General features: G+C 63.7%; 12 protein-coding genes and 2 riboswitches. Of the genes, 4 read left to right on the plus strand and 8 right to left on the minus strand.

Annotated elements, in window-relative coordinates:
* Positions 1 to 8: 8 nt before the first annotated feature.
* From atzF to RC54_RS25525, 7 genes are all read right to left on the minus strand, one after another.
* Positions 9 to 1,400: an allophanate hydrolase gene (gene atzF / locus RC54_RS23125; protein ID WP_061788494.1), complete on the minus strand. Its 1,392-nt coding sequence runs from the start codon at positions 1,398 to 1,400 to the stop codon at positions 9 to 11.
* Positions 1,397 to 5,020: an urea carboxylase gene (uca, locus tag RC54_RS23130; protein ID WP_061788495.1), complete on the minus strand. Its 3,624-nt coding sequence runs from the start codon at positions 5,018 to 5,020 to the stop codon at positions 1,397 to 1,399. The genes atzF and uca overlap by 4 nt, the downstream gene beginning before the upstream one ends.
* A 99-nt stretch (positions 5,021 to 5,119) precedes the next feature.
* Positions 5,120 to 5,755 carry an urea amidolyase associated protein UAAP2 gene (locus tag RC54_RS23135; RefSeq protein WP_017449888.1) on the minus strand — a complete coding sequence of 212 codons (636 nt, stop codon included), beginning with the start codon at positions 5,753 to 5,755 and terminating at the stop codon, positions 5,120 to 5,122.
* A 15-nt stretch (positions 5,756 to 5,770) separates the two neighbouring features.
* Positions 5,771 to 6,502 (minus strand): urea amidolyase associated protein UAAP1, encoded by a 732-nt coding sequence (locus RC54_RS23140; RefSeq protein ID WP_058897148.1) that lies wholly within the window; start codon positions 6,500 to 6,502, stop codon positions 5,771 to 5,773.
* A gap of 1 nt (position 6,503) precedes the next feature.
* On the minus strand, positions 6,504 to 7,280 hold the full coding sequence (locus tag RC54_RS23145; protein WP_044531063.1) for an ABC transporter ATP-binding protein: 777 nt from the start codon (positions 7,278 to 7,280) through the stop codon (positions 6,504 to 6,506).
* The gene (locus RC54_RS23150) at positions 7,277 to 8,092 is read right to left on the minus strand and encodes an ABC transporter permease (RefSeq protein ID WP_061788496.1); all 816 of its coding nucleotides are present in this window, start codon (positions 8,090 to 8,092) and stop codon (positions 7,277 to 7,279) included. The genes RC54_RS23145 and RC54_RS23150 overlap by 4 nt, the downstream gene beginning before the upstream one ends.
* 136 nt (positions 8,093 to 8,228) lie before the next feature.
* Positions 8,229 to 8,329, minus strand: a riboswitch (guanidine-I (ykkC/yxkD leader).
* 87 nt (positions 8,330 to 8,416) lie between these two features.
* Complete coding sequence (locus RC54_RS25525) at positions 8,417 to 8,584, minus strand: hypothetical protein (RefSeq protein ID WP_164471236.1); 168 nt, start codon at positions 8,582 to 8,584, stop codon at positions 8,417 to 8,419.
* 151 nt (positions 8,585 to 8,735) lie between these two features.
* Between RC54_RS25525 and RC54_RS25530 the strand changes: the two genes are divergently transcribed.
* The 4 genes from RC54_RS25530 (at position 8,736) to RC54_RS23165 (ending at position 12,121) form a co-directional block, all read left to right on the plus strand.
* The gene (locus tag RC54_RS25530) at positions 8,736 to 8,903 is read left to right on the plus strand and encodes a hypothetical protein (RefSeq protein ID WP_164471237.1); all 168 of its coding nucleotides are present in this window, start codon (positions 8,736 to 8,738) and stop codon (positions 8,901 to 8,903) included.
* A gap of 109 nt (positions 8,904 to 9,012) precedes the next feature.
* A riboswitch (guanidine-I (ykkC/yxkD leader) is annotated at positions 9,013 to 9,112 on the plus strand.
* A 68-nt stretch (positions 9,113 to 9,180) separates the two neighbouring features.
* Positions 9,181 to 10,257 carry a putative urea ABC transporter substrate-binding protein gene (locus tag RC54_RS23155; RefSeq protein ID WP_061788497.1) on the plus strand — a complete coding sequence of 359 codons (1,077 nt, stop codon included), beginning with the start codon at positions 9,181 to 9,183 and terminating at the stop codon, positions 10,255 to 10,257.
* Between the two features lie 155 nt (positions 10,258 to 10,412).
* Positions 10,413 to 11,348, plus strand: a complete 936-nt coding sequence (locus tag RC54_RS23160; RefSeq protein ID WP_061788498.1) for a TorF family putative porin — start codon at positions 10,413 to 10,415, stop codon at positions 11,346 to 11,348.
* A gap of 155 nt (positions 11,349 to 11,503) precedes the next feature.
* The gene (locus RC54_RS23165; RefSeq protein WP_058897152.1) at positions 11,504 to 12,121 is read left to right on the plus strand and encodes a flavin reductase family protein; all 618 of its coding nucleotides are present in this window, start codon (positions 11,504 to 11,506) and stop codon (positions 12,119 to 12,121) included.
* Between the two features lie 10 nt (positions 12,122 to 12,131).
* On the opposite strand, the gene RC54_RS23170 is transcribed toward RC54_RS23165, so the two are convergent.
* The gene (locus RC54_RS23170; protein WP_058897153.1) at positions 12,132 to 12,575 is read right to left on the minus strand and encodes a MarR family winged helix-turn-helix transcriptional regulator; all 444 of its coding nucleotides are present in this window, start codon (positions 12,573 to 12,575) and stop codon (positions 12,132 to 12,134) included.
* Positions 12,576 to 12,646 lie beyond the last annotated feature (71 nt).

A 12,646-nucleotide genomic window follows, 5' to 3' on the forward strand; every position in this document is an offset into this window, starting at 1 on the left:
GTGCCCGGCTAGCTCGCGATAGAGCGCCGCCCCACCAGAGGCCGTCCATGTGCGCGCTGCAAGGCATCGGCCATGCCCAGCAAGGCCTGGTCGGCAAAGGCCGGGCCGAACACGGTGATGCCCCAGGGCAGGCCATTCTTCATGAAATTCATGGGCGTGGCCACGGCTGCGTAGTCCAGCATGTTCATGAAGTTGGTGTACCAGCCCAGGTCGGAATTGCGCTGCACGGGCTGCTCGCGCAATTCCTCCAGCGTCACCGGGCGCGGATAGGCCGGGGTCACCACGCAATCCAGTCCAGCCAGGATGCGGTCGCAGTCGGCCTTCAACTGCTGCAGCCGATACTGGGCGCGGAAGGTATCGACGGCGCTGTACTGCGGGGCCTTGCGCAAGACGTCGCGAATGACCGGCAAGACTTCTTCGGGCTGTTCCTTGAGCAGGGCTTCGACGGTGCTGTAACGCTCGGCGACCCACGGTCCCTCATAGAGCAGGCGGGCGGCTTCCAGGAAGGGTGTGAAATCGATGGGCACGGCCACGCCGCCGATGGCTTCCATCTGTTCCAGTGCCTCCACGAACAGGACCGGACTTTCGGCGCAGCCGAGAAACTCCAGTTGACGCGGCACTCCGAAACGAAAGCCCCGACGCGGTGGCTGGAAGGCCGAGGCATCGTTATGCGGCAGATTGCCGCGGCTGTATTCATCACGCTCATCAGGCCGGGCACACAGTGCCAGTAGCTGGCTGGCTTCAGCCGCCGTGGCGGTGAAGAACGTGACGCAATCCAGCGTGCGACAGGCCGGCACCACCCCGGCCGTGGAGAGCAAGCCCTTGGTCGCCTTCAGCCCGACCAGGTTGTTGAGCGCCGCCGGCACGCGTCCGCTGCCGGCCGTGTCAGTCCCCAGCGCAAAGCTGCTCAGGCCCAGCGCCACCGCCAACGACGAACCGGAAGAAGAACCGCCTGAGGGATAGTCCGGGTGCACACTGTTGCGGCACGCGCCATAGGGTGAGCGCGTACCATTGAGGCCGGTGGCGAACTGGTCGAGGTTGCACTTGCCGATGGGAATGGCGCCCAGCGCGATCAAGCGCTCCACCAGCGTGGCACTCTCGCGCGGCACATAACTGAAGGCCGGGCAGGCAGCAGTAGTGGCAATGCCTGCCAGATCGATGTTGTCCTTGATGGAAAAGGGCACGCCATACAAAGGCAGGCTGTGCGGGGAACAGGCCTCCAGCGCTTGCAGATAAGGCTCGCTCTCCTGCTCGTTCAACAGGTGGATGTAGAGCCGATATTGCGCATTGAGGGCGCTGGCGCTCTCGCGCAAACGACTGACCACCTGGCGCGGCGTCAAGCGTGCTTCGCGATAGGCGGCGATGAGCGCATCGATGCGCAGGTCAAAGGAATGGATCATGCGCGCTCCTGCCCGCTGGCTTCCATCACCAACACGCATTGCCCCGCGCGCACCGGGCTGCCGGGCTGCACGCGCACCTCGGCAACAATACCGGCCTCGGGCGCGGCAATATTGATTTCCATCTTCATCGATTCCAGGATCATCAACAATTCCCCCTGCGCCACGCGCTGCCCCGGACTGACCTTGACCTGCCACAGGTTGCCGGCAATCGGCGCATCCACTGCCATCTGCCCCGCTTGCAGAGGCGGCCCCTGATCACTGGCGGCGCTGGCTTCCTCAATCTCGAAGTTGGCCTGGCCACTGGCGATCCAGCGCTGCCGCTCGGCATCGAAGGCGGCTTGCTGGTGCTCGCGGAAGGCGGCGATGCCCGCGGCCTCCTGCTGCAGGAAAGCCTGGTAATCCGAGAGACTCAATTGGGTCTGTTCGATCTGCAGATCGAAGCGACCCAAGGGAAAATCGCGGCGGATGGTCAGCAACTCCTCGGCTGTGACCGGGTAGAAACGGATCTGGTCAAAGAAGCGCAGCAGCCAGGGCTTGCCACCAAAGGCCGCGACCTCGCGATAGCGGTTCCACATCTGCAGGGTGCGACCGACGAACTGGTAACCGCCCGGACCTTCCATGCCATAGACGCACAGATAGGCGCCACCGATGCCCACCGAATTTTCGGCCGTCCAGGTGCGCGCCGGGTTGTACTTGGTGGTCACCAGGCGATGGCGCGGGTCCAGCGGCGTGGCCACCGGTGCCCCCAGGTAGACATCGCCCAGGCCCATGACCAGATAACTGGCATCGAACACGGTCTGGCGCACGGCACCGAGATCCTTGAGATCATTGATGCGGCGGATGAATTCGAGATTGCTGGGACACCAGGGTGCATCCTTGCGCACGGTGGTCATGTATTTCTCGATGGCGAGCTGACAGGCCGGGTCGTCCCAGGACAGAGGCAGATGCACGATACGCGACGAAACCGTCAGGTTTTGGCGAGCGCAGACCGCATCCCACAACCCGGCTACGGTATCGAGCAACCGCTGCAAGGGCAGCGCCTCAGGCTGGTAATGCACCTGCAGCGAGCGGATGCCGGGGGTGAGGTCGATCACGCCGGGCAACGCCTGTTCTTCCAATGCGGCGATCAGGGCATGGACGCGGAAACGCAGCACCAGATCCAGTTGCGGACTGCCCACTTCCAGCAGCAGATTGGCATCCCCCGACAGGCGCGCTACCAGGCGCCGGTCGTCGTGGCCCAGGTCCAGCACGATGGGCGAGGCCAACGCGACCGGCGCCCACGCCACCGCCTGTACCTGCAACGCGGTGATTTCCTGGTGCGCGGCCAGGGCGATGCGGCGCGCGGCGGCCACATCCACCGGCACGAAGCGGACCTTGTCACCGGCCTTGAGCTGGCCGATCTGCCACAGGTCGGCTTCGATCACGGTCACCGGGCAGACAAAACCGCCCAGGCTGGGACCGTCCGGTCCGAGAATGACCGGCATGTCGCCCGTGAAATCGACCGCACCCACGGCATAGGGATTGTCATGGATGTTGGAGGGATGCAAGCCGGCTTCGCCGCCACTGTCGCGTACCCATTCCGGCTTGGGGCCGATCAGGCGCACGCCGGTACGACTGGAATTGAAGTGCACTTCCCAATCGGTGGCGAAGAAGGTATCGATATAGGCCGGCGTGAAATATTCCGGTGCGCCATGCGGCCCATAGATCACGCGCACTTTGCGTACCGGTTCCAGCGGCGGATACAGTCCTGGCGGTAGCGCCTGCCCGACCTTGGTCGCAGCCGCCTCGGCCAGCGGCGCCAGGTGCAGGATATCGCCGGTGGCCAGCGCCCGGCCACCATGGCCGCCGAACTGTCCCAGCGTAAAGGTACTGCGGCTGCCCAGGTAGGTCGGCACTTGGAGGCCGCCGCGCACGGCCAGATAGCTGCGCGCCCCGGCTCCGCGGATGACACCGAGCTTGAGCGTACTGCCCGCGGCAATGTGCAGGACGGTGTGCATGGGCTGGACCACGCCGTCGATCTGCACCACGATGTCGGCACCGGTCACGGCCACCACCGCAGCGGTGTTGAAGCGCAGCGTCGGGCCGCTCATGGTCACTTCCAGTCCCGCCGCGTCGCTCGCGTTGCCCAGCAGGCGATTGCCCAGCCGCAGCGCGCGCTCATCCATCGGGCCCGAAGGTGGTACTCCCACCGCCCAATAGCCGATGCGGCCGGGATGGTCCTGCACCGTGGTTTGGGTGCCGGGCGCGAGCACCTCCACCGTGTCGGCATGATAGGTCAGGTGCTCCAGGCAGCGCGTCCATGGCTGGCCGCTGGCGAAAGGTGCATCGGCCAGGATCTGGCGCAGGTAGTGCTGGTTGGTTTCCACCCCGTAGAGTTGTGTCGCTTCGAGCGCAGCATCGAGCGCCAACCGGGCGGCTTCGCGGGTGGGTTGCCAACTGATCAGCTTGGCGATCATGGGGTCGAAGTAAGGCGGGATCTCGCAACCGGCTTCGACCCAGGTATCGATGCGCAAGGCCCGGCCATCGGCGGGTGGAAAGGCTACTGCCGTCAACAGTCCCGGGCAAGGCTGGAACTGACGGCCCGGATCTTCCGCGTACAGGCGCGCCTGGATCGCATGACCACTGGGTTGCAGGGTGGCGGCCAATTGCGCCAGCGGTGGCAGTTCGCCGGCCGCCAGTTCGATCATCCAGCGCACCAGGTCCACGCCCCAGACTTGCTCGGTCACGCCGTGTTCCACTTGCAGGCGGGTGTTGACCTCCAGGAAGTAGAACTGTCCTGCCTGGCTGTCGTAGACGAATTCCACCGTGCCGGCGCTACGATAATTCACCGCCCGCGCCAGCTTGATGGCCGCTGCGCACAAGGCATCGGCCATGCCCGCGGGCAGGTTGGGGGCGGGCGTTTCTTCCAGTACCTTCTGGTTGCGCCGCTGCACCGAGCAGTCGCGTACCCCCAGTGCGATCACCTCGCCCTGGCCATCACCGAAGACTTGCACTTCCAGATGACGCGCGCGTTCGATATATTTTTCGATGAACACGCCAGCATCGCTGAAATTGTTCTGCCCCAGTCGGCGCACCGACTCGAAGGCATCGACCAGTTCTTCATCGCTGCGACAGACGCGCATACCGATGCCGCCGCCGCCCGCCGTGCTCTTCAACATCACCGGATAAGCGACCTGGGCGGCAGCGGCCAGCGCTTCTTGCAGGTTCTCCAGCAGGCCCGTTCCTTCCAGCATTGGCACGCCCTGCTCGCGCGCCAGGGCGCGGGCCGTATGCTTCAGGCCGAACAGGCGCAACTGCGCGGGAGTGGGGCCGACGAAGGCAATCCCGGCTGCTTCGCAGGCTTCGGCAAAAGCGGCATTTTCGGACAGGAAGCCATAGCCGGGATGGATGGCCTGGGCACCACTGTCGCGGGCGGCCGCCAGGATCTTGTCCACCGCCAGGTAGGTCTGGGCGGCCGCGCCTTCCCCCAGCGAGATGGCACGGTCCGCCTGCAACACGTGCAGGCTGCCGAGATCGGCTTCGGAATAGACGCACACGCCGGTCACCTCCAGCGTGCGCAAGGTGCGCAGGATGCGGCAGGCGATGGCGCCGCGATTGGCAATGAGCAGATGGTCAAACATTGAGTTGGCCTTGAAATCCGGGTCGTCCCGTGATTCGGAAAACCGGCTCGCGGTCGTCCGCGAGGGTTGTAGCGCAAAGCAGGGAGCTAGCAGGCAGGATCAGTCCCACACCAGCACTTCAGCAGCGGTTGGATTCCAGCCGTTGCAGGGGTTGTTCAATTGCGGACAGTTGGAGATCAGCACGATCAAGTCCTGTTCGGCGTGCAGCTCCACGTACTTGCCCGGCGCCGAAATGCCATCCTCGAAGGTCAAGCCGCCCTCGGGCGTGACCGGCACGTTCATGAAGAAATTGATGTTGGCGCCAATGTCGCGCTTGGTGAGTCGGCCATCATGCAGGCAGGCACACAGGAAGTTATCGCGGCAGCTATGCATGTAACGCTTCTCCAGCGCATAGCGCACCGTATTGCTCTCCTGCGCGCAGGCCCCGCCCAGGGTGTCATGGCGACCGCAGGTATCGGCCACGATGGTGGCCAGCGCACGCCCCAGATTGGAATAGAGCACGCTGCCCGCCCCCAGGTAGGCGCGGTTCTGGCGTCGCAGGGTGCGTTGCGGGTCGTAGCGCTCGCGCGGATTGGCGGCGCTGTAGAACAGGGTGTCGATGGCCTGGTTGCCTTCCAGGTCCAGCAGGCGCACGGTCTGGCCGGCCTTGAGATTGAACAGGTAAGGCTCGCCGGCCGGAATCACGTGACGCAACACGGCATCTGCAGGTGCGCGCTGGCTTTCGATGATGTGCATGGGATGGTCCTGATGTCAGAGATAGAAGCGTTCGGTGTTGTGGAAGGCGCGCTCATTTTCGGGGCGCGAATGGCGGCAGGCATGGGTGCTGTCGTCGCTGTGCGTGTCCAACCACTCCAGCCTGACCGGGCGCGGTGCGTAGTGCGGGTGCGGGTCCATGGGATGCTGCAGGGCGGTCAGGATGATGAGGGTTTCCATCGGGGCGGCCAACTCGATGTAGTCACCAGCCTTGGCGTTGCCGGGCACGAAGTGGAACACGCCCTGCTCATCCACGGCCACGCGCGAGAACAGGTTCACCACCATCAGCAGGTCTTGCAGGTCGAGGTTCCACTTGCCCATTTCCACCAGCAGGTTGTCCACGCCATTGCGATAGAAGCCATTGCGCAATTCCTGGTAGCGGCCCTGGCCATATTTCTCTTGCACTTCCTCGGCATTGAGCACGCCGCCGAAGCTGTCATGCCAGCCGCAGGTATCTTCGGTGATGGCCGCCAGCACCCGTCCCATGTCGGAGTACAGGCAATGCCCGGCCTGCAGACGCGCGGTGTGCTGGCCCTTCAGGGTATCGGGCAGGTTCAGGCGTTCGCTGGGCTGCTGGGCATTCAACATCATCATGCTGACGTTGGCCCCGCCTTCGATGTCGGTGATGCGCAGCGATTGGCCGCGCTTGAGGATGAAGGACGTATGGCCGCCGCCGGGCAGCAGTTCTTCGTAGAGTCTGGCCTGAAGGGCCAAGGCTTGCTTGCTCATGTCAGCTTTCCTTTGCAGTGATGAGGGAGGCCAGCTTGCCGGCCTGTTCGCGGGCGCGTGCCTCGTTGAGGGCGATGTCATAGGTGATGTGGGCGCCATAGGCCTGCGGGTATTGCGGATCGACGCGCACCTTGTCGAACACCAGCAGGCGGGTGCCCAGGGTGAATCCTTCGGAGAGGTCATGCGTGACCATGAAGACAGTCAGGCCGCTGTCTTGCCACAGGTCCAGCAGCAGGGTATGCATCTCCTTGCGAATGCCGGGGTCAAGCGCACCGAAGGGTTCGTCCAACAGCAACACGCGCGGGCGCACAATGAGCGCCTGGGCAATCGCCAGCCGCTGCTGCATTCCGCCCGAGAGGCTGCTGGGATACAGGTTCAGTGCATGACCCAGCCCGACGCGATGCAGCAGTTGCGCCGCCTGCTCGCGCGCGCGGCGCTTGGAACCGCCGAACAAGCGCCCCAGCAGCGGGGCTTGCGGAAGCTCCAGGCCGATGGCCACGTTATCCAGCACATTCAGGTGAGGGAACACCGAATAGCGCTGGAACACCACGCCGCGCGTGGCATCGGGCTCGGCCGGAAAAGGCTGGCCCTGCAGCAGCAACTGGCCCTTGCTGGGCCGCTCCTGCCCCAGCAGCAAGCGCAGAAAAGTGGACTTGCCACAACCGGAAGCGCCCACCAGGGTGCAGAACTGCCCTTCTTCCACGCGCAGGTTCAGACGCTCCAGCACCACGTTCTGGTCATACTGTTGCCAGACGTTGCGGATATCGATGTAGCTCATGCGCGACCTCCTTCGGCCCAGGGGAAGAAGCGCCGGTGCACGGCGCGCAGCAGCCAGTCCATCAACCAGGCCAGCAGCGTGATCCAGACCACGTAAGGCAGGATCACGTCCATGGCCAGGTAGCGGCGCACCAGGAAGATGCGATAGCCGAGACCCGCCGTGGCCGAGATCGCTTCTGCGGAAATCAGGAACAACCACGCCGCCCCCAGCGACAGCCGCAGCGAGACCAGCAAGCGCGCCAGCATCTGCGGCAGCGCCACCCGCAATACCAGGGTCCAGCTATTGGCGCCCAGGGTCTGTGCCTTGATCAGTAGTTCGGCGGGAATGGCGCGGCCGGTATGTTCCAGGTCGCGCGCCAGCAAGGGGGTCACGCCAATGACGATGAGCATCACCTTGGATAATTCATCCAGCCCCAGCACGATGAACAGAATCGGCAGGATGGCCAGCGGCGGCACCATCGAGATCACCGTCAAGAGCGGTGAGAAACCGGCGCGCAGTACCGGGAAGATGCCATTGGCGATGCCCAGCACCAGCCCGGCCAACGCGGCGATGCCCAGGCCCAGCAACACCCGCTGCAGGCTGGCCAGGGTGTCGGCCCAGAGCAGGTAGTCGCCGGTACGCGGGTCTTCCATGAAGGCCATGTGACGGATCGCATCGACCATCTGCGCAAGGCTGGGCAGCAGCTTGTCATTGGGATTGTCGGCCAGGCGCGTGGCCGAGCCCACGGCATAGAGCAGTATCAGGATAAGGAAGGGCAACAAGGTCAGCAGCCATTGCCCGGAGCGGCCCGGATGACGGTTCAGGAAACGCATGGTGCGCCTCCCTGAACGAGAGACGGACCCAGCGGCAACGCTGGGCGGTGGGACCTGGGGATGCAAGCAGCGATCACGTGAGACTCCGGTCGGGGTTGAACAAAAGCAGGAGCAGCGCGGCACCTTGAGTGCAACTCTCTCCCGGGCTTTTGTCCCGCCGTGTAACCTCGACCGAGGTCGCCGGCTCTCGGACCAGTCATCTGCCTGCGGCAGACCGGAACCCTAGCCAGCTATTTGAACTTCTCCGTGCAGCCGTTTTTGATGAATCAGATCATCGATGCGGACTGCTCTGCGTGTAAGACGATTTCAGCAAATTCCATACCATCATCGACTGCGCCGCAGCCAATGCAGGGCCTGCGTCCAGGCCAGCATCAGGGCCTCGATGAGCAGCAGCGAAGTGCGCATCCGTCCGCACAGCGGTAATGCTTGTGCGGCATCGGCAGAAAAAGCGATAGAAAAAATGGCGGCGTCGGTTGATCGGGTCATGGGCATGGTCTTCTCCTGCGAGCATGGCCTGGCCGTCCAGGATGGTTGTCGAAGCCTGCGCTACTGTCCGTGCTCCGACCCAAGTCGTCTTGGCTCGCCCTATGCGAGAACGACGATCTTGTATGCAAGTTCCAGGCCAAGCGCTCTCGTCCCATCCATGCCGCGCAAACCCGCGCCACCACTGGGTGTGAGTACCAACACCGGCAATGCCCAGGCAAGCCAGGCGCAAGTGTGGTGCAGCGTGGCACCGATTTGGCGCGTGCGCACTGCGCCATCGCTGCTCATGCACATCTGGATGTATGAGCGCCTGATGCGCTGGCGATGATTCGCTATTAATAGCGAAAAGCGTCTCCACGATCTCTGTGAGGATTGGCACGAACCTTGCTGAAAAGCGAGTGGGAGCCGGTGATACCGGTCTTGAGTAAGCACAATTTGCAATGGACAGCTAGGGTTCCGGTTCGCTGTTGCGGATGTCTGGTCCGAGAGCAGTCGACCTCGCAAGGGGTTACACGGCGGGAGAAAAGCCCGGGAGATGACGCGTTCGCAACGACCGCGCCGCTCCCGGGCTTTTTCCCTAATAAACCCTTCGAGGACCATCCGCCGTGTACAACATTTCCCGCATCCTTGGTGGCGCCGCCATCGCCCTGGCCGCCTTCGCAGGCGCACTCTCATCCGCTCACGCTGCCCCGCGCACCGACTTCAAGGTCTGTACTTCCATCTATGCCGGCTGGATGCCGTGGGGCGAAGCGCAGGCCCAGGGCATCCTGGCCAAGTGGGGCAAGAAGTACGGCATCACCATCAGCGCCGTGCAATTGAACGACTACGTCGAATCGATCAACCAGTACACCGCCGGTAAGTTCGACGGCTGCACCATGACCAACATGGATGCGCTGACCATTCCCGCGGCCGGTGGCGTGGACTCCACCGCCCTCATCGTGGGCGACTATTCCAACGGCAACGATGGCATCGTGCTCAAGGGGAAGAACAAGAAGCTGGCCGACATCAAGGGGCAGTCGGTGCAACTGGTGGAGTTCTCGGTATCGCACTACCTGCTGGCGCGCGCACTGGAATCGGTCGGCCTGCGCGAGCGTGACGTCAAGGTGGTCAACACCAGCGACGCCGACATCACCGCCGCCTTTGCCACCCCGGCCGTGACCAGCACCGTGACCTGGAACCCCATGCTGTCGTCGATTGCCGCGGCCCCCGATGTCTCGCTGGTCTACACCTCCAAGCAACTGCCCGGCGAGATCATGGACCTGATGGTGGTCAACACCAAGACCCTGCAGGACAATCCGGCCTTCGGCAAGGCGCTCACCGGTGCCTGGTACGAGATGATGTCCATCATGACCGCCAAGGATGAGCGCGCCACCCGGGCACTGAGCGCCATGGGCAAGGCCTCCGGCACCGACCTGGCCGGCTTCCAGTCGCAACTGGCGGCCACCGCCATGTTCTACCAGCCCAAGGCCGCGCTGGAGTTCGCCACCAAGAAGGACTTGCCTACCATCATGGGCCGCATCGCCAAGTTCAGCTTCGATCACGGCATCCTCGGCCCCAACGTCAAGAGTGCCGATGGCATCGGTATCGCCTTCGACGGCAATGTGATCGTGGGCGACAAGAAGAACGTCAAGCTGCGCTTTGACCCGAGCTACATGAAGATGGCCGCCGATGGAAAACTCTGATTTCCTCGTCACCCGACACGACCGACACTAACAGCTCAGATATCAGAAGTCTTATTTTTTGCGGGTCCGGCAACGGACCCGCAGGGCCTCTGTCTGCCCACCGCTTTATTTGCCCCACCCTGCTGACCTCAACAATCACCAACACGGAGAGAACCTTGACTACTCACATCCCCACCCGTGCGCGCACTACCCTGGCGGCCTGCGCCGTTTCGCTCACAGCCCTGCTGGCTGGCGCCCCGGGCCTGGCCCTGGCCGACGATGCCGCCCCTGGCGCCACTCCCGCCGGCCCCTGGACCATTACCAAGCATATCGACCTGGCCTCGCGCTATGTACTGCGCGGCGCCACCACCACCTATGGCAATGGCCAGCCGCTGGGCAATGCCGGCGCAGATGCACCCGAGTCCGACCAGCCGGCGCTGCAGTGGGGCATCGACTTCGTGCACAGCAGCGGCTGGAGCTTCGGCTACTGGGCCTCCACCATCAATTATTCCTACAAGCAGCTGGGCCGTTCCTACAGCGACCGCAGCATCACCGAATTCCAGAAACCGCGTTCGGTGGAAAACGATCTCTACTTCGCCTATGCCGGCAACATCAGCGGCGACCTGGGATATACCCTGGGCATGACCGGCTACTACTATGCCAACGGCAGTCATGCCAACGCACTGGAAACCAAGGCCGGCCTGACCTGGGGCGCCTTCTCGCTCAATGCGCAGACGCTGTTGAACGACGTCATCTGGGGCAACAAGGGCGACACCTACTGGACCCTGGTCTACACCAAGCCGCTGCCGTATGACCTCACCTTCACCAGTACCCTGGGCGCCTATACCTATAGCCGCGAAGGCAAGTACCTGGGCACGCGCGATACTGCCACCGGCACTGCCTGCGGCGCCGGCCAGGCCTTCGTGGTCAACGGCTGCTTCGCCGGCAACGGCCCCAGCAGCGGCGCCTTGCGTCACTTGACGCTGGGTCTGTCGGCCCCCTTCCCCAACTCCTCCATCACCTGGTCGCTGCAAGCCATCCTCGGCGGCTACAACCGCTTTGACGTCAAGCAGGGCAACCAGCTGGTGGGCATGTTGAGCTGGGGCTTCTGATCAAGGGGTAGAGGTGCGCAGCCGGACCATCCAGGCTGCGCATTGAAGCTCCACATCCTGCAGGATTGATGGCGCGAGCGGCGAGCAGCACGGCGCACGCTCCATATGCACGGCATAATGGCTGCCCGAGCCAACCTCACTGCCGCATCGTCGCCATGAGCCAGTCTTTCCATCGCTATGAACCACGCCACGGCCACGGCCTGGCGCATGATCCCATTCCCGCCATCCTGGGGCCGCGTCCCATCGGCTGGATCTCCACCTGCAACGCCAATGGCCGGGCCAACGTCGCGCCCTATAGCTTCTTCAACATCTTCAACTATCGTCCGCCCATCGTGGCCTTTGCCAGCGTGGGCAAGAAAGATAGCGTGCGCAATGCCGAAGCGACCGGGGAATTCGTCTACAACCTGGCCACCCGGCCACTGGCTGAGCAAGTCAACCTGAGCAGCCTGGAGCAAAGCGAGGTGGATGAGTTCGCGCTGGCGCGGCTCACGCCGGCACCGGGCATGGTCGTGGCCGCGCCGCGCGTGGGCGAAAGCCCGGTGGCGATGGAATGCAAGGTGACCCAGATCCAGCAACTCACGGCCCTCGATGGCCGCACACTGGAGACCTGGATGGTGTTCGGGGAAGTGGTGGCCGTGCATATCGACCAGACGCTGCTGGTCGATGGCGTCTATGCCACTGCCGCGGCGCAACCCATCCTGCGCGGCGGCGGCCCGGCGGATTATTTCCAGGTCTTGCAGGAAGGCTTGTTCCAGATGCGCCGGCCCAAATAAGAAGGACTGGCTAGCGCAACGGACGATAGCGGGTGATGATTTCCTGCAATAGCTCCTTGAGCATCTCCACCTTCTGCGGATTCATCGACGCCAGCACTTCGCGCTCATGCGCTTCGGCCAGTTCGATCAGGCCCGATACCAGGCGGCGGCCATTGCGCGTGACCTTCACCAGCGTGAAGCGACGATCATCCTGGCTGGTGGTGCGTTCCACATGCCCTTGCGCTTCCAGGCGCAGCAGCAGGCGCGTCACGGTGGGCTGCTTGCTCACGGCGGCATCGGCCAGGGCCGAGATGCTCATGCCGCCATTGCTGGCCAGGATAGACAGCACGCGCCACTCCAGCACCGACAGACCATGTGCTTCCACCACTGCATGAAACTGGGTCGACAACAATTGCCAGGCCTGGCCCAGCAGTGCTGGCAGGTAGTTGTCGACGAATGCCTTGGACTTTGCCATTCCCCTCGCCGCCTCTTCTTCCGAAAGCAGCAAGGATACTCCGTCCCCGGGCGCGATGGGGAGCCCCGAGG

This window comes from Herbaspirillum rubrisubalbicans (assembly GCF_003719195.1).
GTDB classification, from domain to species: domain Bacteria; phylum Pseudomonadota; class Gammaproteobacteria; order Burkholderiales; family Burkholderiaceae_D; genus Herbaspirillum; species Herbaspirillum rubrisubalbicans.

Bases quoted from the DNA above. Each gene is read 5' to 3' on its own strand.
- RC54_RS23140 (WP_058897148.1), bottom strand. From the start codon at position 6,502: ATGAGCAAGCAAGCCTTGGCCCTTCAGGCCAGACTCTACGAAGAACTG.
- RC54_RS25525 (WP_164471236.1), bottom strand. From the start codon at position 8,584: ATGCCCATGACCCGATCAACCGACGCCGCCATTTTTTCTATCGCTTTT.
- RC54_RS25530 (WP_164471237.1), top strand. From the start codon at position 8,736: ATGCCGCGCAAACCCGCGCCACCACTGGGTGTGAGTACCAACACCGGC.
- RC54_RS23170 (WP_058897153.1), bottom strand. From the start codon at position 12,575: ATGGCAAAGTCCAAGGCATTCGTCGACAACTACCTGCCAGCACTGCTG.
- uca (WP_061788495.1), bottom strand. From the start codon at position 5,020: ATGTTTGACCATCTGCTCATTGCCAATCGCGGCGCCATCGCCTGCCGC.
- RC54_RS23150 (WP_061788496.1), bottom strand. From the start codon at position 8,092: ATGCGTTTCCTGAACCGTCATCCGGGCCGCTCCGGGCAATGGCTGCTG.
- RC54_RS23165 (WP_058897152.1), top strand. From the start codon at position 11,504: ATGAGCCAGTCTTTCCATCGCTATGAACCACGCCACGGCCACGGCCTG.
- RC54_RS23145 (WP_044531063.1), bottom strand. From the start codon at position 7,280: ATGAGCTACATCGATATCCGCAACGTCTGGCAACAGTATGACCAGAAC.
- atzF (WP_061788494.1), bottom strand. From the start codon at position 1,400: ATGATCCATTCCTTTGACCTGCGCATCGATGCGCTCATCGCCGCCTAT.
- RC54_RS23135 (WP_017449888.1), bottom strand. From the start codon at position 5,755: ATGCACATCATCGAAAGCCAGCGCGCACCTGCAGATGCCGTGTTGCGT.